The 18,711-nt window shown below is 71.9% G+C and carries 22 protein-coding genes; 11 read left to right on the forward strand and 11 right to left on the reverse strand.

Annotated elements, in window-relative coordinates:
• Positions 1-231 precede the first annotated feature (231 nt).
• Positions 232-1,182 (reverse strand): HAD family hydrolase, encoded by a 951-nt coding sequence (locus ACR68M_RS20105; RefSeq protein WP_441245497.1) that lies wholly within the window; start codon positions 1,180-1,182, stop codon positions 232-234.
• A gap of 280 nt (positions 1,183-1,462) precedes the next feature.
• On the opposite strand from ACR68M_RS20105, the gene ACR68M_RS20110 reads away from it, so the two are divergent.
• The 7 genes from ACR68M_RS20110 to hemB all read left to right on the forward strand — a co-directional run bounded on the left by ACR68M_RS20110 (position 1,463) and on the right by hemB (position 8,843).
• On the forward strand, positions 1,463-1,741 hold the full coding sequence (locus tag ACR68M_RS20110) for a glutaredoxin family protein (RefSeq protein WP_441245498.1): 279 nt from the start codon (positions 1,463-1,465) through the stop codon (positions 1,739-1,741).
• A 155-nt stretch (positions 1,742-1,896) separates the two neighbouring features.
• The gene (locus ACR68M_RS20115) at positions 1,897-2,604 is read left to right on the forward strand and encodes a 3'-5' exonuclease (RefSeq protein ID WP_441245499.1); all 708 of its coding nucleotides are present in this window, start codon (positions 1,897-1,899) and stop codon (positions 2,602-2,604) included.
• A 101-nt stretch (positions 2,605-2,705) separates the two neighbouring features.
• Positions 2,706-3,572, forward strand: a complete 867-nt coding sequence (locus tag ACR68M_RS20120; RefSeq protein WP_441245500.1) for a redox-sensing transcriptional repressor Rex — start codon at positions 2,706-2,708, stop codon at positions 3,570-3,572.
• 58 nt (positions 3,573-3,630) lie between these two features.
• On the forward strand, positions 3,631-5,070 hold the full coding sequence (locus tag ACR68M_RS20125) for a glutamyl-tRNA reductase (RefSeq protein WP_441245501.1): 1,440 nt from the start codon (positions 3,631-3,633) through the stop codon (positions 5,068-5,070).
• 41 nt (positions 5,071-5,111) lie between these two features.
• Complete coding sequence (hemC, locus tag ACR68M_RS20130) at positions 5,112-6,086, forward strand: hydroxymethylbilane synthase (RefSeq protein WP_441245502.1); 975 nt, start codon at positions 5,112-5,114, stop codon at positions 6,084-6,086.
• Between the two features lie 73 nt (positions 6,087-6,159).
• Positions 6,160-7,797 carry a uroporphyrinogen-III synthase gene (locus ACR68M_RS20135; RefSeq protein WP_441245503.1) on the forward strand — a complete coding sequence of 546 codons (1,638 nt, stop codon included), beginning with the start codon at positions 6,160-6,162 and terminating at the stop codon, positions 7,795-7,797.
• A 122-nt stretch (positions 7,798-7,919) separates the two neighbouring features.
• On the forward strand, positions 7,920-8,843 hold the full coding sequence (hemB, locus tag ACR68M_RS20140) for a porphobilinogen synthase (RefSeq protein ID WP_441251658.1): 924 nt from the start codon (positions 7,920-7,922) through the stop codon (positions 8,841-8,843).
• A 71-nt stretch (positions 8,844-8,914) separates the two neighbouring features.
• Here hemB and ACR68M_RS20145 read toward each other — a convergent pair whose 3' ends face one another.
• From ACR68M_RS20145 to ACR68M_RS20155, 3 genes are all read right to left on the reverse strand, one after another.
• Positions 8,915-9,232: a hypothetical protein gene (locus ACR68M_RS20145; protein WP_441245504.1), complete on the reverse strand. Its 318-nt coding sequence runs from the start codon at positions 9,230-9,232 to the stop codon at positions 8,915-8,917.
• A 300-nt stretch (positions 9,233-9,532) separates the two neighbouring features.
• Complete coding sequence (locus ACR68M_RS20150; protein WP_441245505.1) at positions 9,533-9,880, reverse strand: rodlet layer protein; 348 nt, start codon at positions 9,878-9,880, stop codon at positions 9,533-9,535.
• Between the two features lie 151 nt (positions 9,881-10,031).
• A complete protein-coding gene (locus ACR68M_RS20155) occupies positions 10,032-10,376 on the reverse strand; it encodes a rodlet layer protein (protein ID WP_441245506.1) in 345 nt (114 codons plus the stop codon).
• A gap of 401 nt (positions 10,377-10,777) precedes the next feature.
• Between ACR68M_RS20155 and ACR68M_RS20160 the strand changes: the two genes are divergently transcribed.
• Positions 10,778-11,446, forward strand: a complete 669-nt coding sequence (locus ACR68M_RS20160) for a hypothetical protein (protein WP_441245507.1) — start codon at positions 10,778-10,780, stop codon at positions 11,444-11,446.
• An 83-nt stretch (positions 11,447-11,529) separates the two neighbouring features.
• On the opposite strand, the gene ACR68M_RS20165 is transcribed toward ACR68M_RS20160, so the two are convergent.
• The 4 genes from ACR68M_RS20165 to ACR68M_RS20180 form a co-directional block, all read right to left on the reverse strand.
• Entirely contained in the window at positions 11,530-11,919 is a 390-nt protein-coding gene (locus tag ACR68M_RS20165; protein ID WP_441245508.1) for a hypothetical protein, read from the reverse strand.
• Positions 11,920-12,055: 136 nt separating this feature from the next.
• Positions 12,056-12,319, reverse strand: coding sequence for a chaplin (locus ACR68M_RS20170; RefSeq protein ID WP_441245509.1), 264 nt, complete (start codon positions 12,317-12,319; stop codon positions 12,056-12,058).
• 96 nt (positions 12,320-12,415) lie between these two features.
• Positions 12,416-12,658, reverse strand: coding sequence for a chaplin (locus ACR68M_RS20175; RefSeq protein WP_441245510.1), 243 nt, complete (start codon positions 12,656-12,658; stop codon positions 12,416-12,418).
• A 119-nt stretch (positions 12,659-12,777) separates the two neighbouring features.
• Positions 12,778-13,032, reverse strand: a complete 255-nt coding sequence (locus ACR68M_RS20180) for a chaplin (RefSeq protein WP_441245511.1) — start codon at positions 13,030-13,032, stop codon at positions 12,778-12,780.
• A gap of 275 nt (positions 13,033-13,307) precedes the next feature.
• Here ACR68M_RS20180 and ACR68M_RS20185 point away from each other — a divergent pair, with 275 nt between their 5' ends.
• Both ACR68M_RS20185 and ACR68M_RS20190 read left to right on the forward strand, forming a co-directional pair.
• Positions 13,308-13,547 carry a chaplin gene (locus tag ACR68M_RS20185; protein WP_441245512.1) on the forward strand — a complete coding sequence of 80 codons (240 nt, stop codon included), beginning with the start codon at positions 13,308-13,310 and terminating at the stop codon, positions 13,545-13,547.
• Positions 13,548-13,887: 340 nt separating this feature from the next.
• A complete protein-coding gene (locus tag ACR68M_RS20190) occupies positions 13,888-15,543 on the forward strand; it encodes an RICIN domain-containing protein (protein WP_441245513.1) in 1,656 nt (551 codons plus the stop codon).
• Positions 15,544-15,586: 43 nt separating this feature from the next.
• On the opposite strand, the gene ACR68M_RS20195 is transcribed toward ACR68M_RS20190, so the two are convergent.
• The 3 genes from ACR68M_RS20195 to ACR68M_RS20205 form a co-directional block, all read right to left on the reverse strand.
• Entirely contained in the window at positions 15,587-16,162 is a 576-nt protein-coding gene (locus ACR68M_RS20195) for a DUF4291 domain-containing protein (protein WP_441245514.1), read from the reverse strand.
• A 96-nt stretch (positions 16,163-16,258) separates the two neighbouring features.
• The gene (locus ACR68M_RS20200) at positions 16,259-17,122 is read right to left on the reverse strand and encodes an aldo/keto reductase (protein WP_441245515.1); all 864 of its coding nucleotides are present in this window, start codon (positions 17,120-17,122) and stop codon (positions 16,259-16,261) included.
• Positions 17,123-17,132: 10 nt separating this feature from the next.
• Positions 17,133-18,035: a reductase gene (locus ACR68M_RS20205; protein WP_441245516.1), complete on the reverse strand. Its 903-nt coding sequence runs from the start codon at positions 18,033-18,035 to the stop codon at positions 17,133-17,135.
• 164 nt (positions 18,036-18,199) lie between these two features.
• Here ACR68M_RS20205 and ACR68M_RS20210 point away from each other — a divergent pair, with 164 nt between their 5' ends.
• Positions 18,200-18,640: an Lrp/AsnC family transcriptional regulator gene (locus tag ACR68M_RS20210; protein ID WP_441245517.1), complete on the forward strand. Its 441-nt coding sequence runs from the start codon at positions 18,200-18,202 to the stop codon at positions 18,638-18,640.
• The last annotated feature ends 71 nt before the right edge of the window (positions 18,641-18,711 follow it).

Below are 18,711 nucleotides of genomic sequence, written 5' to 3' on the forward strand. Positions count from 1 at the left end.
ACCGCACATGAGCAGTGAGTGACAGATTTGGCAGGTGGGGCGGTGGTTTCCCCGCCTCCGGGCTCCGCAACCGCTGACTTTGCCGAGGAGTCGAACGATCGGAATCGGTCACGCCCGAACCCGATCGGAGCGCCCCGGAATTTCGCTCGTAAGCGTGACCCTCCGGCGGCGCGGTCCGCGTTCGCCGGTCACGCACGCCTCTGGGGTCGGCCGGCTGCGTCCGTGTCTGCGTCAGCAGGTGCTGCGGCGTCGGCGGCCGGCCAGGGCTGCTGCGGTGACTCCGGCGAGGATGCCGAGGCCGGCTGCGGCCGGGAGGCCGATCCGGGCGGCCTTGCGGCCGGTGCGGAAGTCGCGGACGCGCCAGCCCATCCGGCGGGCGTGTCGCCGCAGTGCCGCGTCCGGGTTGACCACGTACGGGTGGCCGACGAGGGCCAGCATCGGGATGTCGTTGGCGGAGTCGCTGAAGGCCGCGCAGTGTGTCAGGTCGAGCTGCTCGCGGCGGGCCAGCGAGCGGACGGCCGCCGCCTTCGCCTCGCCGTGCAGCAGGCCACCGACCAGGTGGCCGGTGTAGACGCCGTTCACCGCCTCGGCGACGGTGCCCAGGGCGCCCGTCATGCCGAGCTGCCGGGCGATGATCCTGGCCACCTCCAGCGGGGCGGCGGTGACCAGCCAGACCCGCTGCCCGGCGTCCAGGTGCATCTGCACCAGGGCCCGGGTGCCGGGCCAGATCTTCTCGGCGATGACCTGCTCGAAGATCTCCTCGCAGATCTGCTCCAGCTCGGCCGTCCGCTTGCCCGCGACCAGCCCGAGCGCGGTGTCCTGGGCGTCCGCGATGTGCGCCGGGTCCTCCGAGCCGTGCACCCGGAACCAGGCCTGCTGCCAGGCGAACCGGGCCACGTCACGGCGGCTGAAGAACTTCCGCCGGTAGAGGCCGATGCCGAGGTAGAAGATCGCCGCGCCACGCAGGATGGTGTTGTCGCAGTCGAAGAACGCGGCGGCGTGCGGGTCGTCCGGCGTCGGCGTGTGGTCCTCGGCCGGCGGCTTGGGGGTGCGCTTCGGCGGGGCCTCGGGCGGGGTCTCGGCGAGGGCGGCCTCCGCCGCCTCGGCGGCGGCCTCGCCCGCGAGGGCGGTCCGCTCGGTCGGGGTACGTCTCGCCTGGGTGAGCCTTCGCAACGCGGCCATGCACCGAGCATAGTCAGCCGGGGCCCTTCCCCCCATGGCCGCGGCATGCCGCAGTCGTGAAGACCGGCCGACAATTGGTGGGCGGCGTCGCGGCGCCCGGACTCTCCCCTGGACGGCTTCTCCTCAGTCGCCGCAGCTCCGCTGCTACTGCCTCGTCGGCACCGCCCGGACTCGGCCCGCCGCAGACATCAGCCGCTGCGCGGCGGGCGCTCCTTCCTCCGCCCACCAATTGCCGGCCGGTCCAACAAACCGCATCCGGGGCGTGGCCCACAATGGGCGGGTGAGTCCACTGCTGCGACGTGACGACAAGAAGAAGCCCGCCGACCGGACGGTCACCCTGATCGGCAAGCCGGGCTGCCACCTCTGCGACGACGCGCGCGAGGTGATCCTGCGGGTGACGGGCGAGCTCGGCGCGGCCTTCGAGGAGAAGGACATCACGCAGGACGAGGAGCTCTACCGGAAGTACTGGGAGCAGATCCCGGTGACGCTGATCGACGGCCGCCAACACGACTTCTGGCGGGTCGACGAGCGCCGCCTGCGTGCGAGCCTCGGCGCCTGATCCCCGCCGATCCGCACCGATCCCCGCCGATCGGCGGGGATCGTACGCCGAATCGTTGCCGAGGCAATGCTGTTCCGCTTTCGTTCCAGCCAAATGGTCGGCTTACGATCTAATCGTTTTGTGTCCGCCGGGGGCTGGTGACGAAGGAGTACGTCATGTCCCTCGGCTATGCCGTGGTCGACGTCGAGGCCACCGGCCGGAGCCCCTGGCGGCACCGGGTGGTCGAGGTCGCCGTCGTCCTGCTGGACGACCGGCTCCGCCCGGAGGGCGAGTTCTCCACCCTGCTCGACCCGGCCGGCCCGGTCGGGCCGACGCACGTGCACCGGATCTCCCAGGAGGACGTGGTCGGCGCCCCGCGCTTCCGCGAGGTCGCCCCCGACCTGCTGGAGCGGCTGGCCGGCCGCGTCCTGGTCGGCCACCACGTCAGCTGCGACCAGGCCTTCCTGGAGCGCGAGTTCGCCCGGATAGGGATACCCCTGCCGGCCGTGCCGATGCTCTGCACCATGGGCCTGGCCCGGGGCCACCTGCCGGAGGCCGGCGGCTACGGCCTCGCGGCCTGCGTCGAGGCGGCCGGTCTCGGCTGGTACCCGGCGCACACCGCCCTCGGCGACGCGCGCGCCACCGCAGACCTGCTGCGGCACTGCGCCCTCGCGCCCCCCGGCCCGCCCGCAGGCAGACCGCCCGCAGACTGGGCCGCGCCGCTGCGTGAGGCGGCCGGGGTGCCGTGGCCGAGGCTCGGCCGTGCGGCATCCGCCCGCCAGGGCGGGGCCCGGCCGCTGATCCGGCGCGACCCCGCGTACGGACCGTGGCAGCTGGGCGGCGGGCAGCCGGAGCTGGTGCTGACCGCACTGGATGGCGAGTGATGCGCATCACTGTGCGGGGACAAAACGGACACCATCTTTGTGCACACGTTCACAAACGCATAGCCTGGCTGCCAAAGCCCAGCTTCACCCACAGGAGCACCGTGGCAATCGGCCGATCCACACAGAGCAACTCGCAGACGCCCGACCAGGGCGCCTCGCGCCGACCCTCGCGTGCCCGGGGTATCCCGGAGGCGACCGTCGCCCGTCTCCCGCTCTACCTGCGGGCCCTCACCGCGCTCTCGGAGCGCTCGGTCCCGACCGTCTCCTCCGAGGAGCTCGCCGCCGCAGCCGGGGTCAACTCGGCCAAGCTGCGCAAGGACTTCTCCTACCTCGGCTCGTACGGCACCCGCGGTGTCGGCTACGACGTCGAGTACCTCGTCTACCAGATCTCCCGCGAGCTCGGCCTGACCCAGGACTGGCCGGTCGTGATCGTCGGGATCGGTAACCTCGGGCACGCCCTCGCCAACTACGGCGGGTTCGCCTCCCGTGGCTTCCGGGTCGCCGCCCTGCTCGACGCCGACCCGTCGGTGGTCGGCTCCAGCGCCGCCGGGCTGCCCGTGCGGCACATGGACGAGCTGGAGGAGATCGTCGCCACCCAGCACGTCTCGATCGGCGTCATCACCACCCCGCCCGGCGCCGCCCAGCAGGTCTGCGACCGGCTGGTCGAGGCCGGTGTCACCAGCATCCTCAACTTCGCCCCGACCGTGCTGACCGTCCCGGACGGCGTGGACGTGCGCAAGGTCGACCTCTCCATAGAGCTCCAGATCCTCGCCTTCCACGAGCAGCGCAAGGCCGGGGAGGAGCCCGACCGGGGCGACTCGGTGCTCGACCGCGCCCCCGGCCCCGTCCGGGCCGCCGCCGCCAAGCTCCGCCGCGCCGCCGGGGGCCCTGCCAAGCCCGAGCCCACCAAGGGCGGCAAGCCCCCCAAGGGCACCGACGGCGACCTGTCCGCGGTGATGCCCGCGTGACCAGGGAACAGAACCGCGTGGACGGCTGCACGGACAGCTGTACGGACAAGGGGCGGGCATGAGTCTTCTCGTCGTTGGGCTGAGCCACCGGACGGCGCCGGTCGGCGTGCTGGAGCGCGCCGCCCTGACCGGTGACGCCCCGGCCCTGCTGCTGCGCGACGCCGCCGCGACCGAGACCGTCGCCGAGGCCGCGCTGGTGAACACCTGCAACCGGATCGAGCTCTACGCCGACGTGGACAAGTTCCACGCGGGCGTCGCCGAGCTCTCCCTGCTGCTCTCGCACCACAGCGGCGTCGAGCTGGAGGAGCTGACCTCCCACCTCTACGTCCACTACGAGGACCGCGCCGTCCACCACATCTTCTCGGTGGCCTGCGGCCTGGACTCGATGGTCGTCGGCGAGGGTCAGATCCTCGGCCAGCTGCGCGACGCACTGGCCCGCGCCCAGGAGGAGCACACCGCCGGGCGCGGCCTGAACGACCTCTTCCAGCAGGCCCTGCGGGTCGGCAAGCGGGCCCACAGCGAGACCGGCATCGACAAGGCCGGGCAGTCGCTGGTGACCTTCGGCCTCGACCAGATCGCCCGGACGACCGGCGACATCGCCGGGATGCGGGCCCTGGTGGTCGGCGCGGGCTCGATGAGCTCGCTGGCCGCCGCGACCCTCGTCCGGGCGGGCGTCGGTGACCTGCTGATCGCCAACCGCACCCGGGAGCGCGCCGAGCGGCTGGTCACCAACCTGGGCGTCGCGAACGCCGCCGTGATCGACTTCGCCGAGGTGCCGAAGGCCCTCGACACCGTCGACCTGGTGATCTCCTGCACCGGCGCGGCCGGAGTGGTGATCACCGCCGAGGACATCGCCGACGCGGCGGCGGCCCGCGAGGGCCTCGTACCGCTCGCCTTCCTCGACCTGGCCATGCCGCGCGACGTCGACCACGCCGTGCACGAGCTGCCCGGTGCGCTGCTGGTCGACCTGGAGAGCCTCTCCGAGGCCGACGCCGCGGCGCCCGGCGCCGGGGACGTGGACGCCGTCACCGGCATCGTCGCCGACGAGGTCACCGCCTTCGGCGCGGCCCAGCGGGCGGCGCAGATCGCCCCGACCGTCGTCGCCCTGCGCGCGATGGCCTCCGAGGTGGTGCTCTCCGAGCTCGGCCGCCTCAACACCCGCCTGCCCGACCTGGACGAGCGCACCCGCGCCGAGGTCTCGCAGACCGTCAAGCGGGTCGTCGACAAGCTGCTGCACGCGCCCACGGTGCGGGTGAAGCAGCTCGCCGCCGAGCCCGGCGGCGCCGGGTACGCGGACGCGCTGCGCGAGCTGTTCGACCTGGACCTCGCGGCGGTGCAGGCTGTGTCCGGCACGCTCGGCGCGGCCAAGGCCGCCGGCATGAAGACGGCCGGCGCGCAGACTGTCAGCGCGCAGACGGTGAACAAGGCCGTGAGCGCCCAGACCGTCGGGGTGCAGGCCACCCCGAACGGCACCCTCGCAGGCGGGGGCGCCAGATGAACCACCAGCCAGCCCACGAGCACGACCGGGACGATCACCTGATGAATGGTCAAGCGCCAGCGGCGCCCCTGCGCCTCGGCACCCGCCGCAGCGCACTCGCGATGGCCCAGTCGGGCATGGTCGCCCGCGAGGTCTCCCGGGTCACCGGGCGGCCGGTCGAGCTGGTGGAGATCACCACCTACGGCGACACCTCCCGCGAGGCCCTCGCACAGATCGGCGGCACCGGCGTCTTCGTCTCCGCCCTGCGCGACGCCCTGCTGGAGGGCCGGATCGACTTCGCCGTGCACTCCCTCAAGGACCTCCCCACCGCCGCCCCCGAGGGCCTGGTGCTGGCCGCCGTCCCCGAGCGCGAGGACCCGCGCGACGCCCTCGTCGCCCGCGACGGGCTGAGCCTGGAGGAGCTGATCGAGAAGTCGGCCGGGCACACCGCCCGGATCGGCACCGGCTCCCCCCGCCGGATGTCGCAGCTCAACGCCTGGGCCACCGCCCGCGGCGCGGCCCTGGAGACGGTGCCGATCCGGGGCAACGTCGACACCCGGGTCGGCTACGTCGCCGCCGGTGAGCTGGACGCCGTGGTGCTCGCCACCGCCGGGCTCAACCGGCTCGGCCGCAGCGCCGACATCACCGGGCACCTCGACACCGAGCTGATGCTCCCGGCCCCCGGCCAGGGCGCGCTCGCCATCGAGTGCGTCTCGGCCGAGCTGGCCACCGCGCTGAGCGCCCTCGACCACGCCCCGACCCGGGCCGCCGTCACCGCCGAGCGCGCGCTGCTGGCCGCGTTGGAGGCCGGCTGCTCCGCCCCCGTCGCCGCCCTGGCGGTCCGGACGGGCACCGAACTGCGGTTGGAAGGCGTGGTCGGCACCGTCGACGGCGCCACCCTGCTGAAGATGACCGCCACTGGTCCGCTGGTCCTCGACGAGACGGCCGAACGGCAGGCGACGGCCCTCGGCCACGCCCTCGCCACCCGGCTGCTCGACGCGGGAGCAGCCTCACTGATGGGGGAGCGAGCCTCATGAGCGAGCGCAGCGAGCGAATCCACGAGTATGGCGCCTGGCGAAGCCACCGCCCGAACGAAGAGAGGGCGGGAGCATGAGCGCCGCCACCAACCTCGCCACCGGCTCCGCCGCCACGGCAGGCCGCTGCACCTTCCTCGGTGCGGGCCCCGGTGACCCCGGGCTGCTCACCCTGCGCGCGGTCGACGTGCTGGCCTCGGCCGACATCCTGATCGCCGACCCGCTCACCGCCGCAGCCGTGCGCACCCACTGCCCGGCGGGCACCCTGGTGCACACCCCCGGCGGGGAGATCGAGGTCGACGTCGCCGCCCTCGTCGCGGACGCCGTCCGCGCGGGCAAGCACGTCGTCCGCACCGTCGACGGCGACCCGGGCCTGGACGGCTGCGCCGCCGAGGAGATGCTGGTCTGCGCGCAGGCCGCGATCCCCTTCGAGGTCATCCCCGGCGTCGCCCAGTCGGTCGGCGTGCCGGCGTACGCGGGTGTGCCGCTGCGCGGCCGCCAGGGCGCCGACGTCCGCTTCGTGGACGGCGTGGCCCTGCTCGCCGGGGCGCTGGTCGACCTCGGCGCACCGGAGACCACGCTGGTCGTCCGCACCACGCTCGGCCAGCTGCCCGCCACCGCCAACGCGCTGGTCGCCCAGGGCCGCAAGCCCGACGCCGCGCTCTGCGCGACGCTCTCCGGCACCACCACCCGCCAGCGCACCTTCACCGCCACCCTGGCGACCATCGCCGCCGACCTGAAGGCCGCCCGCGTGCTGCCCTCCCCGGTCTCGGCCCCCGTCGACCCGGCGACCTCGGTCATAGCCGTCGTCGGTGAGCAGGTCGCCCACCGCTCCTCGCACTCGTGGTTCGAGACCAAGCCGCTGTTCGGCTGGAACGTCCTCGTTCCGCGCACCAAGGAGCAGGCGCACGGCCTCTCCGACCAGCTTCGCGGCTACGGCGCGGTGCCGCAGGAGGTGCCGACCATCGCGGTCGAGCCGCCGCGCACCCCGCAGCAGATGGAGCGCGCCATCAAGGGCCTGGTGACGGGCCGCTACGAGTGGATCGCCTTCACCTCGGTCAACGCGGTGCGGGCCGTGCGGGAGAAGTTCGAGGAGTACGGGCTCGACGCCCGCGCCTTCGCCGGGATCAAGGTCGCGGCCGTCGGCGAGACCACCGCCCAGGCGCTGGTCGACTTCGGCGTGAAGCCGGATCTGGTGCCGTCCGGCGAGCAGTCCGCCGCCGGTCTGCTGGAGGACTGGCCGCCGTACGACCCGGTCTTCGACCCGATCGACCGCGTCCTGCTGCCGCGCGCCGACATCGCCACCGAGACGCTCGTCGCCGGTCTGGTCGACCTCGGCTGGGAGGTGGACGACGTGACGGCCTACCGCACCGTCCGCGCCTCGCCGCCGCCGGCCGAGACCCGCGAGGCGATCAAGGGCGGCGGCTTCGACGCGGTGCTCTTCACCTCGTCCTCGACCGTCCGCAACCTGGTCGGCATCGCGGGCAAGCCGCACAACGTGACGATCATCGCCTGCATCGGCCCGGCCACCGCCAAGACCGCCGAGGAGCACGGCCTGCGGGTCGACGTGATGGCCCCGGCGCCGTCCGCCGCCGCACTGGCCCAGGCCCTGGCAGACTTCGGGGCATGCCGTCGCGACGCCGCCGTCAAGGCGGGCGAGCCGGTCTACCGCCCCAGCGAACGCCGGCCCGGCTCCCGCCGCAAGGCCCGCTAGGCGCGGGCGAGCTCGCGCAGTTCCCCGCGCCCCTGCTGTGGTTACTCATCGTTCGGAAGTGAGAAGCCGTGTCCGCTGAATTCCCGTTCGTACGTCCGCGCCGGCTGCGGCAGAGCCCGGCGATGCGCCGGCTGGTCGCGGAGACCAGGCTGCACCCGGCCGAGCTGATCCTGCCCGCGTTCGTGCGGGAGGGCATCAGCGAGCCGAAGCCGATCACCTCGATGCCGGGGGTCGTGCAGCACACCCGTGACACGCTGCGCCGGGCCGCCGTGGAGGCGGCCGAGGCGGGGCTCGGCGGCATCATGCTGTTCGGCGTGCCGGAGCTGCAGGACGCGATCGGCAGCGAGGGCACCAACCCGGACGGCATCCTCCAGGTCGCCATCCGGGACGTGGTCTCCGAGGTCGGTGACGCGCTGGTGGTGATGTCCGACCTCTGCCTGGACGAGTACACCGACCACGGTCACTGCGGGGTGCTCGCCGAGGACGGCAGCGTCGACAACGACGCGACGCTGGAGCGGTACAAGGAGATGGCGGTCGTCCAGGCCGAGGCCGGCGTCCACCTGGTCGGCCCGTCCGGCATGATGGACGGTCAGATCGGCGTCGTCCGCCGGGCGCTGGACGAGGCGGGCTACCAGGACACCGGCATCCTCGCCTACACCGCGAAGTACGCCTCCGCCTTCTTCGGCCCCTTCCGGGAGGCCGTCGGCTCCTCGCTGAAGGGCGACCGCAAGTCGTACCAGCAGGACCCGGCCAACGCCCGGGAGTCGCTGCGCGAGCTCCAGCAGGACGTCGCGGAGGGCGCCGACCTGGTGATGGTCAAGCCCGCGATGGCCTACCTGGACATCCTGCGGCAGGTCGCCGACGCCTCGCCGGTGCCGGTCGCCGCGTACCAGGTCTCCGGCGAGTACGCGATGGTCGAGGCCGCCGCCGCCAACGGCTGGGTGGACCGCGAGCGGATGATCATGGAGACCCTCACCTCCATCCGCCGCGCGGGCGCCGACCAGATCCTGACCTACTGGGCGGTCGAGGCCGCGCGGATGCTCTAGCCTCCTGCTCGACCGGCCGAGGCCGGGCTCCCGCTGTCGGGGGCCCGGCCTCGGCTGTCGGCTGTGCGAGGTCAGTCGCTGTCCTCGTCGTGGTCGTGCGTCATGCCGTCGTGCATCATGCCCTCGTGGTGGTCGCCGACGTGCACGACGCCCTCCTCGCCACCGCCGACCGCGTGGCTGCTGGCCCAGCCGTGCTTCTCGCCCGCGACGAAGATGTGGTCGGTCGCGGCCCAGCCGTGCTCCTCGCCCGCGACGAACGGGCACTCGGCGGTGGCGAAGAACTCACCGCCGCCACCCGCGCTGACGTGGGCGTAGGCCGGAGCCGAGACACCGGCCAGCGCCAGCGCGCCGACCGTGACGAGCAGGGCCTTGCCCAGCTTGCTCTTCATGGGGTGTGTCCTCTCTTGTGCAGCGAGCCCTCGGCGCCCTGCGGACGGTGCCGACGGCTCGACTGCTGGATCGGTCTGTGTGATGAAGCTGTCACAACACGTGACCATTACGTGATCACGTGGTGCTGCTCGCAGTGCGCAGCACGCGCCGCTCGGACGGGCTGTCACCCGAACGCACCGCAGTCGGACGGGTGGGGGCGGACGGGTGGGGGCGAACGGGTCGGCGGGGAGACGAAAAGGCCGCAGGGCCCGGGGAAGACTCCCCCGGGCCCTGCGGTGGGCACTGCTGGTGCCGACGGATCAGCCGATCAGGTGGCTGACGCCACCGTCGCCCGAACCGATGGTGTTCTGGCCGACGACGCACTCCTGCTTCGGCTGGTTGTTGAGGACCGGGACCTCGACCGGGACGGCCACGCCGATGAGCGCGGCGACCGCGATGTTGTGGATCTCGGGCAGGCAGAGGTTCGGGTTGTCCAGGGTGTGGAAGTTGTTGCTGTGGTTGCCCTGGGTGCCGGTCGCGTTGGTGCCGCCGTTGCCCTGGAGGGAGGTGGCCGAGCCGTCCGAGTCACCGATCGCCATCGCGGGAGCGGCAGCCATGGCCAGGCCGACAGCGGCGACACCCAGGGCGGTGAAAGCCTTCTTGATCATTGTTCTGATTCCTTTTCGGATCTGATGTGAGTGGAGCGGGAGTGGTTGGCGGAACCGGCGGCACTGGAGGTGCAGCCGATTCGCTCGGTGCGATTGGTCAGGAGATCGCCGAAGGAGTCGGCGAAGCGAGGGGGTGCAGCGAGGGAGGAGATCAGCCGACGAGGTGGGACACGCCGCCGTCGCCGCTGCCGGCGGTGCTCTGGCCGACCACGCAGGTCTGCTTCGGCTGGTTGTTCAGGGCCTGGACCTCGACCGGCACCGCGACACCGAGGACGGCGACACCGACGTTGTGGATCTCGGGGAAGCAGATGTTCGGGTTGTCGAGGAAGTGGAAGTTCGGGCTGTGGTTGCCCCACGTGCCGGTGGCGTTGGTGCCGCCATTGCCCTGGATCGAGCCGGCCGCACCGTCCGCATTGCCGATCGCGGTGGCCGGCGTCGCCGCGGCGGCCACCGCAGCGGCAACCAGACCGACGGTTGCGAAAGTCTTCTTGAGCATGGGGTGAACCTCTCTGAATTTCCGGCGAAAGCCTCTCGTCGGTCCGGCTGTTGTTTCGTTCGACGCGTTCAACGAGAAGACCAGGTCTGTGGTTGCTGGCCCGACGGGGCGGATTTCCCGAATGGGGCCGAAGCTTGAAGATCAAGGGCTCCAAGTCGATCCTTCATCCGATCCTGCCGCCGCCGTGGCTGCGACATTTAGATCAAAGAATGACGGCGGCGAAAGTTACGCGGATTCTTCGAGAAGTCGCTGTCGATCACACGCCTTGCCGCTCGCCGGTCCGATTATTAGCCCGAACTGGGTAAGGCCCGCTATCCCGCCCGTGGCTGGGTCGTTGACCGATTGATTGCTCTCAGTCCACAGGCTCTCAGTCCACGGGCACAGACAGAACGGTGAATCGTATGAAGCTCTCCAAGCGGGCAGGTGCCTTGCTGCTCGCGGCCGGTGCCGGTGTCATCGCTGGTTCGGGAGTGGCCGCCGCCACGCCCATGACGCCTGGTCAGGTCGCAGCTGTCGAGAACGAGTTGTCGACCCGGGAGGTGCCCTTCGACATCCCGCTCGGCGGCGCCACCGACAAGCTCGGCCTGCTGCCCGAGGGTGGGCGGATCTCCGGTGGCGTGCCCACCTCGCTGGTGATGCCGCCGGTGCCGGACGCGCACGGCAAGCACCAGATCATCCCGGACCGCATCGTGCCGGCGCTCAGCACCGGCCGGGTCGGCCCCGCCCTGGAGGCCGCCGTGCCGCTGCCGGCGGCGGACCGCAGCACGGAGCTCGGCAACCTGCTGCTGGACGCCCCGGCGGCGCCCCTGCACACGGCGGGGCCCGCGCTGACGATGGGTCAGCCGATCACTCTGGCGGAGGGGCCGGACGGCCGTCCGCAGGACGGTGAGCTGGGCTTCGGCGAGCTGGACCCGCAGGTGATCGCGGCCCCCGTGCAGGCGATCCCCGGGGCCAAGGCGACCCTCGGCAGCCCCGACAAGCACCTCTCGGTCACCGACTCGGTGCGGGACCTCACGGGCACCACCACGGGCACCGTCACCGACGTGCTCGCCGACGAGTCCGAGTACTGAGCGGGGCACTGAGCGGGCCTCCCACGACCGAGCCCGGCGCCACCCCTCGGGGGGACGCCGGGCTCGGTCGTGGGCCGGGGGTCTCAGCCGGGCAGCAGGCCGAGGGCCGGGCCGACCCCCATCAGGTCCTGCACGCCGCCGCCGTCGCTGAGCGGGCCCGTGACGGCCGCCGTGCTGACGGGTGCCACGGCGTGGTCGGGCTCGACCGAGACGCCGTTGTTGAGGACGTCCGCCGAGGACTGCGCGAAGGGGTCGAGGCGGAGCGACTTGAACGGCGCGACGGCGTAACCGAGCGCGCTGCTGGTGCCCTTGAGCCCGGCGCCGACATCGGTGTTCGCCAGGTGGGCGGAGGGCTGCGGCATCACGTCGGGTGACGCCGGGGCGGCCCCGGCGGCTTCCGCGCCGGTGGCGCCCAGCAGCATCGTCGCGCCGAGCGCGGCCAGCAGGCCGGCTCCGGCGGTCTTTCGGAGCATCGGATTCTCTCCCCTTCGGGTTCTGGTGCCGGGCGGCCGCCCGGCGGGTGGTGGTGTCACACCCCGTTCGGGCCGGAACAGCCCGACTGCCCCCCGGCCGGGCGGCTGGGGGGCAGTGCGTACCGGATGGTGCTGGTCAGCAGTCGTCGTCGTTGCCGGCGTCGACGTTGGCGCAGGAGTTGCCGAACGCCGGGTTGAGCAGGCCGATCACGTTGATGCTGTTGCCGCAGAGGTTGACCGGGACGTGAACCGGGACCTGGAGGCTGTTGCCCGAGACGACACCGGGGGAGTTGGCGGTGACGCCCTCGGCCTCGGAGCTGGCGAGCGCGGTGCCGGTGCCGGCCAGCACCAGGCCGGCGGCAGCGGCGGAGAGGACAACGGCCTTCTTCACGTTCTGCATGGGGTTGGATCTCCTAGATCAAATACGGGGAGCGGGCACGGCGCCCCGCCCGGAGCGGGGCGCCGCAGTGGTGGGACCGAGTCAGCTGGCGCTGATTCAGCCGACGTTGGCGCAGGAGTTGCCGAACGCCGGGTTGAGCAGGCCGATCACGTTGATGCTGTTGCCGCAGACGTTGACCGGGATGTGCACCGGGACCTGGATGCTGTTGCCCGAGAGCACGCCGGGGGAGCCGGCGGTGACGCCCTCGGCGGAGGAGCTGGCGGCGGAGACACCGGCGGAGCCGATGAGCAGGCCCGCGGCGGCGATGGAGAGGACAGCGGCCTTCTTGAAGTTACGCATGGTTTCTTCCTTCGTTCTCTGCCCGACGGTCGAGGTCGGGGGGTTCATGGGCTGAGCCGGCCTGCCCGGCAGCCCGGTGGCTCGGCTCGCGCCGGCAGGCCCGTCGTATCGGGCCCCAGTCAGGAGACGTTGGCGCAGGAGTTGCCGAACGCGGGGTTCAGCAGGCCGACCACGTCGATGGTGTTGCCGCAGAGGTTGACCGGGATGTGCACCGGGATCTGGAGGCTGTTGCCCGAGAGCACACCGGGGGAGTTGACAGTGGCGGCCTCGGCCGACGCGCCGTGGGCGTGATGGGCCGAGGCGGTGGCGGCGCCGCCGAGCAGCAGGGCCGCGGCTGCCGCGGAGCCGAACGCGCCGTAGGCGAGCTTGCGCATGTTGCGGTCTCTTTTCTGGGGTTTGAGGTGAAGCCTGGTTCGCCAGGAAGAACGACGCAGTGCGCGAGGAGAAACGGGGGTTTCCCGGGTGATCACCCGAATGCCGTTGATTGCTGCGAGTGGGTGATTGTCCGGGGTGGGGCGCAACCGTGGCGGGCTCGCGCCGTTGAGGATGACGCACGTCCGTGCGCTTCCGTGGTCAGGCCCCAACCGGCCGTGGCCGCCGGGAGATCTGATCGGCTTCGATCAACCCTGACTCAACGATGGAGACTCAAATGAGCATCAAGAAGGCCGCCGCCGTCGGCGTTGCCGTTGCCGGGCTCGTCGCGGCCGGTGCTGGTTCGGCCATGGCGAGCTCCGAGGCCGAGGCCGCCGTCGTCGGTTCCCCGGGTGTCATCTCCGGCAACAACCTCCAGGTGCCGATTCACATCCCGGTCAACCTCTGCGGCAACACCGCGTCCCTGATCGGCGCCCTGAACCCGGCGTTCGGCAACTCCTGCGCGAACGTCGGCTGATTCGGGTCTCGGGGCGTCCGACGCTCCGAGATCCTGTGGTCCCTCCAGGCGATTCCGCGGTACCGGGCCGCCGTCCTTGTCTCCCCTCCTGAGACGCGGACGGCGGCCCGTCGTGTTGTTACGCCCCCCGTCACGCCCCTCGTCACGACTCCTGTCATGACCCTTGTTGCGTTACTTGTCAGTACCTAACATGTGAGTCCGGCTCATCTTTTGCGCCGTCCCGCTCGAAGGCCCCCCAACTCCCTTCGGACGGTGCCGAGTCGTGCTCGCTCCACGTACCGCAAGCTCCTCGCCGTCCGGCGCGCTGCCGGATGGTCCCCACCCTCCCAAGGAGTCATGCGTGACCAGGTCCACCCTCCCGGGCGCGCGCCGATACCGGCCCGGCGCCCTGCTCACGGCAGCCGGGCTGATAGCCACCTTCGCCCTCTCGGCCGTCCCCAATGCCGTTGCCGCACAGGCGAGTTCGACCTCCACGGCGAAGCCCGCCGCGATCGTCGCGCTCGGCGACAGTGCCATCTCCGGCGAAGGCGCCGGTACGGACACCGGCGACGCCTACATGACCGGCACCGACACCCCGACCAACTACTGCCACCGGCACGACAAGTCGGAGATCTTCGTCACCGGCCTCAGCGGTGTGACCCCGATCGACCTCGCCTGCTCCGGCGCGCAGACCGGCGACCTGGTCAGCGACCCCGAGCTGGCGAAGGTCACCGGCGGCGGCAGCGGCGACTTCGGCGAGCCCAAGCAGGACGTCAAGCTCGCCCAGACGGCCGCCCAGTACGACATCAAGATGGTGGTCGTCACGATCGGCGCCAACGACGACTTCGACTTCAGCGGCATCATGCTGAGCTGTCTCGCGCAGTACTTCCCGATCCCGCAGTCCCAGGGCTGCCGCGACACCATCGGCAGCGACTCGATCCGCCAGCGGGCCGTCCGGGTCGTCCCCAAGGTGGTGGCCGCCCTCACCGACGTCCGCAACACCATGCGGACGGCCGGGTACGCGGACTCCTCGTACCAGCTGGTCTTCCAGTCCTACTTCACCCCGATCACCCCCGACATCCGCCGCAACGACTACGTCGGCAAGATCGCGGACGGCTGCCCGGCCTACCCCGAGGACCTCGCCTGGGGCCACAACTGGGTGGTGCCGCAGCTCAGCGACGCGCTGCGGACGGCCGCCTCCCAGGTGTCGGGCGTGCGGTACCTGGACCAGCGGCGGGTCAGCTACGGCCACGAGGTCTGCGCGGAGTGGACGAGCTCGCCGTACGAGTACACCAACGGCGACGTCATCGACACCTCCGAGAAGACCCGCAACGGCTGCGACTCGCCGATCAGCATCCCCGGCGTCTGCATGAACATGGTGCGGCAGTCGTACCACCTGCGGGTCGCCGGCTACCACGGCGAGGGCGGCTGCCTGGCGCAGTTCTACCAGCAGCCCGGCCAGCAGGAGGCGTTCTGCACGCTCAACCAGCAGGACGGCACCTCGATCGAGCCGCTGACCCCCGGCAAGCCCTTCCCGGACAAGCCCGAGGACGGCGCCTGGTACCAGCTCACCAACGCCGCCAGTGGCCAGGTGCTCGACCTCGCGGGCGGCGGCAGCTACGGCGACAGCACCAACGGCCGGACCGCGATCACGTACCCGGCGACGGGCGGGCTGAACCAGTCCTTCGTGCTGGAGATCAAGGCCGGCGGCAGCTACGAGCTGGACTTCAGCGGCAACCGCAACATGTGCTTCGACGCCACCGGCGCCTCCACCGCCCCCGGCACGCAGCTGGAGCAGTGGGGCTGCAACGGCGGCGGCAACCAGCACTGGGTCTTCAAGCCCACCGCCAACGGCACCTACGCCCTGGCCGACTCCCAGGACCAGACGAAGGTTGCCACCGCCACCGGCCAACTCGACGGCCAGGGCAACCCGTTGGTCAAGCTCGCCGCCGACACCGGCGCAGCCGCCCAGCAGTGGCAGCTGACCAAGCTCGGTATCGTATACCTCCACGGCTGACGGACCGTCACTGAGTCGCGTCTCCCCACCCGGGAGGCGCGGCTCAGCGCGCCGAGATCCGCCCCGCGAGCTCCGCCGAAAGCGGGTACGGCCGCTCGACGGGCAGCAGCGCGGCGTCCCGCTCCCGCCGGACACGGTCGGCCAGCTCGGTCACGTCCTCGATCCCGGTGATCCACTCGTCCAGGTACCGGCCCACCGCCTCGCCGCGCAGCCCGACCTGGAGCGAACGCCAACGCTGCGGCTGCATACCGAGATTGCGCTCCGGATCCCACTGCACCCGCACCGGCTGCCGCCGCACCTCGCGCCGCCACTGCTCCCGCGAGCTGTGCACCTCGGAGCTGTACGAACTCAACGCCGAGTTGGCGAGCGCCCACTCGAACCCGTCCCGCCGGATGCTGATCGCCAACACCCGCTCCTGCCCGGCGCTGCGTCCCCAGTCGCTTCGGTGCATCATCCACAGGAACGACGGCTTGATCCACGTCATCCGCCCGCGCTGGAACGCCTCGGGGAAGCTCCCGACGGCCGCTGCGGGCTCTGCGATCTCGGGCGAGAACGCCTGGTAGACGGTGATGGTCTCGGCTGTGTACGCGGCCCGGATCTGCCGGGTGGGAGTGGGCATGCGTCGATCTTGGTCGCCGGACGGACCCTACGCAACCGGTTGCCCCCCGACCTAGGGGGGCAACCGGTTGCCCCCCTAGGTCGCGCCCGCGGCCGCTCACGCGTTGTCGAGGAGGGTGAGGTCGGTGGGGGAGAGCTGGAGGTCGGCGGCGGCGGCCGAATCCCGGATGGTCTCCGGGCGGGTTGCGCCCGGGATCGGGAGGATGGCGGGGGACTTGGCCAGCAGCCAGGCCAGGCAGACGCGTTGGGGGCTGACACCGTGCGCGGCGGCGACGGTGGCGAAGGGGGCGTGGGCGCTGCCGAGGCTGCCTGCCTGGCTGATGCCGCCGAGGGGGCTCCAGGGGAGGTAGGCGAGGCCGAGCTCCTCGCAGAGGGCGAGTTCGGGCTCGCCGGTGCGGAGGGCGGGGGAGTACTCGTTCTGCACGGAGACCAGGCGGCCGCCCAGGATCTCGTACGCTTCCCGGATCTGTCCGGTGTCCGCGTTGGAGATCCCGGCTGCGCGGATCTTGCCCTCGTCCAGCAACTCCCGGACGGCGCCGACCGATTCGGCCCAGGGCACGGTGCGGTCGGGGTGGTGCAGCTGGTAGAGGCCGATGGCCTCGACGCCGAGCCGCCGGAGCGAGGCCTCGCAGGCGCTGCGCAGGTGTCGGGGGGAGGCGTCGATCGTCCAGCTGCCGTCGCCGGGCCTGCCCCGGCCGCCCTTCGTGGCGACGAGCACCCGGGAGGTGTCGCCGCCGTAGGAGGCCAGGGCGCGGGCGATCAGCTGCTCGTTGTGGCCGGTCTCGCTGGCGTGCCAGTGATAGGAGTCGGCGGTGTCGATCAACGTGACGCCCGCGTCCAGCGCGGCGTACACGGTGGCGACGGCCCGTGCCTCGTCGGGGCGGCCCTCGACCGAGAGCGGCATCGCGCCGAGGCCGATCGCGCCGAGTTCGAGGTCGCCGATCCGGCGGGTCTGCTGCATGGTGCTGCTCTCAGTTCTGTCGGGCGGGGGCGGCGTCGGCGATCACGCCGGGCAGCCAGTCGTCGATGTGGGAGAAGGTGTGACCGAGCTGCTTGGCACGGGAGTTGTCCATGCCGTAGTAGTGGTCGAAGGAGAAGGGCGAGGGCTCGGCGCCGGGCGGCCCGTAGAGCGGGCGGCCGCCGGTGCGGGCGGCGATCAGCTCGGTCAGGGCGGTGACGTCGAGTTCGCCGTCCGAGCAGGCGTTGACCGGGCCGGTGAAGCTCTGACCGGCCGTCCAGGCGAGGAATTCGGCGATCTCCTCGTAGTGGATGAAGGAGGACGGACGGCTGTCCGGGTGCACCGCGACGGGCTCGCCCGCCCGGATCCGGTCCACATAGTGGCCGAGCCGCCCGGTGAAGTCCTCGGCGCCGCCGCCGAGCACGTGGGCCGTCCGGACGGCGGCGTACGGGAGCGAGGTGCTGGCGGCGAGCACGGCCTCCGCCTGCCGCTTGCCCTCGCCGTAGTTGGCCTCGACGAACTCCGGGCGCTCCCAGGGGAGATCGAGCTGGACGGCGGTGTGGGCCGGGTCGGCCGCCGCCTCGGTGAGCGGGGCCTCGGCGGTCAGCGGGCTGTAGACCTCGATGGTGGAGGTCATCACGTACCGGCCTGTCCGGCCCCGGAAGACCCGCTCGGCGGCGGCCGCCTGCACCGGCGTGTACAGCACCTGGTCGATCACCACGTCGAAGCCGCGACCGCCGAGCGCAGCGCCGAGCCCCGCCTCGTCGTCCCGGTCCGCGACCAGGTGGCGGACGCCGGGCGGCGGTGCGGACGAGCCACGGTTGACGACCGTCACGGCGTCCCCCGCATCCCGCAGCCGCTCGATCAGCCGCTTGCCGAAGTACCGGCTGCCACCGATGACCAGGACCTCCTGCATGACGTTCCCCTTGCGCTGCTCGCTGTGCCAACTCCCGTTGCTGGTATAAGTCTCATGGTCCAGAACGAGATTCTGAAGGGGTAATCGTGGGAGCCACTGCCATATCGGCGAAAGATCAACGCAGTAACCGCCAGTCCGCCGATGAATCGTCGGCCGGCCTCGATGTGGTCGATCTCCAGCTGCTGGAGCTCGTCCAGACGGAGGGCCGGATCTCGCTGAGCGAGCTCGGCCGGCGGGTCTCGATGAGCCCGGCGGCGGTCGGCGAGCGCATCCGCCGGCTGGAGGGGAACGGCACCATCACGGGGTACGCCGCCGTGGTCTCGCCCGCCCGGCTGGGGTACGGCCTGCGGGCCTTCGTCCGGGTCTCCCCGCACAGTGGCGTCACACTCCACCACGTGCGCAGCCAGGAGCTGATGGGCCGCCCGGAGATCCTGGAGGTGCACCACGTGATCGGCGAGGACTGCTGGATCCTCAAGATCGCGGTCCGCGACACCGGACACCTCGAACAGCTGCTGGAGCGGCTCTCCTCGATCGGCCGCACCACCACCTCGATCGTGCTCTCCTCCCCGGTCGAGCGCCGCGTCCTGCTGCCGACGGTGGACTGATCCGGTCCGGGTGATGGACAGCCCGGCGCCGAGGCGGGCCCGTCCAGCAGGATCTCCCTGCCACCAGCACC

It is taken from the genome of Kitasatospora sp. McL0602 (assembly GCF_052076145.1).
Lineage (GTDB): Bacteria > Actinomycetota > Actinomycetes > Streptomycetales > Streptomycetaceae > Kitasatospora.

Excerpts from the sequence above, each read along its gene's own strand:
- ACR68M_RS20105 (WP_441245497.1), bottom strand. The coding sequence starts at position 1,182 with ATGGCCGCGTTGCGAAGGCTCACCCAGGCGAGACGTACCCCGACCGAG.
- ACR68M_RS20115 (WP_441245499.1), top strand. The coding sequence starts at position 1,897 with ATGTCCCTCGGCTATGCCGTGGTCGACGTCGAGGCCACCGGCCGGAGC.
- ACR68M_RS20125 (WP_441245501.1), top strand. The coding sequence starts at position 3,631 with ATGAGTCTTCTCGTCGTTGGGCTGAGCCACCGGACGGCGCCGGTCGGC.
- hemC (WP_441245502.1), top strand. The coding sequence starts at position 5,112 with ATGAATGGTCAAGCGCCAGCGGCGCCCCTGCGCCTCGGCACCCGCCGC.
- ACR68M_RS20135 (WP_441245503.1), top strand. The coding sequence starts at position 6,160 with ATGAGCGCCGCCACCAACCTCGCCACCGGCTCCGCCGCCACGGCAGGC.
- hemB (WP_441251658.1), top strand. The coding sequence starts at position 7,920 with ATGCGCCGGCTGGTCGCGGAGACCAGGCTGCACCCGGCCGAGCTGATC.
- ACR68M_RS20145 (WP_441245504.1), bottom strand. The coding sequence starts at position 9,232 with ATGAAGAGCAAGCTGGGCAAGGCCCTGCTCGTCACGGTCGGCGCGCTG.
- ACR68M_RS20150 (WP_441245505.1), bottom strand. The coding sequence starts at position 9,880 with ATGATCAAGAAGGCTTTCACCGCCCTGGGTGTCGCCGCTGTCGGCCTG.
- ACR68M_RS20155 (WP_441245506.1), bottom strand. The coding sequence starts at position 10,376 with ATGCTCAAGAAGACTTTCGCAACCGTCGGTCTGGTTGCCGCTGCGGTG.
- ACR68M_RS20160 (WP_441245507.1), top strand. The coding sequence starts at position 10,778 with ATGAAGCTCTCCAAGCGGGCAGGTGCCTTGCTGCTCGCGGCCGGTGCC.
- ACR68M_RS20165 (WP_441245508.1), bottom strand. The coding sequence starts at position 11,919 with ATGCTCCGAAAGACCGCCGGAGCCGGCCTGCTGGCCGCGCTCGGCGCG.
- ACR68M_RS20170 (WP_441245509.1), bottom strand. The coding sequence starts at position 12,319 with ATGCAGAACGTGAAGAAGGCCGTTGTCCTCTCCGCCGCTGCCGCCGGC.
- ACR68M_RS20175 (WP_441245510.1), bottom strand. The coding sequence starts at position 12,658 with ATGCGTAACTTCAAGAAGGCCGCTGTCCTCTCCATCGCCGCCGCGGGC.
- ACR68M_RS20180 (WP_441245511.1), bottom strand. The coding sequence starts at position 13,032 with ATGCGCAAGCTCGCCTACGGCGCGTTCGGCTCCGCGGCAGCCGCGGCC.
- ACR68M_RS20185 (WP_441245512.1), top strand. The coding sequence starts at position 13,308 with ATGAGCATCAAGAAGGCCGCCGCCGTCGGCGTTGCCGTTGCCGGGCTC.
- ACR68M_RS20195 (WP_441245514.1), bottom strand. The coding sequence starts at position 16,162 with ATGCCCACTCCCACCCGGCAGATCCGGGCCGCGTACACAGCCGAGACC.
- ACR68M_RS20200 (WP_441245515.1), bottom strand. The coding sequence starts at position 17,122 with ATGCAGCAGACCCGCCGGATCGGCGACCTCGAACTCGGCGCGATCGGC.
- ACR68M_RS20205 (WP_441245516.1), bottom strand. The coding sequence starts at position 18,035 with ATGCAGGAGGTCCTGGTCATCGGTGGCAGCCGGTACTTCGGCAAGCGG.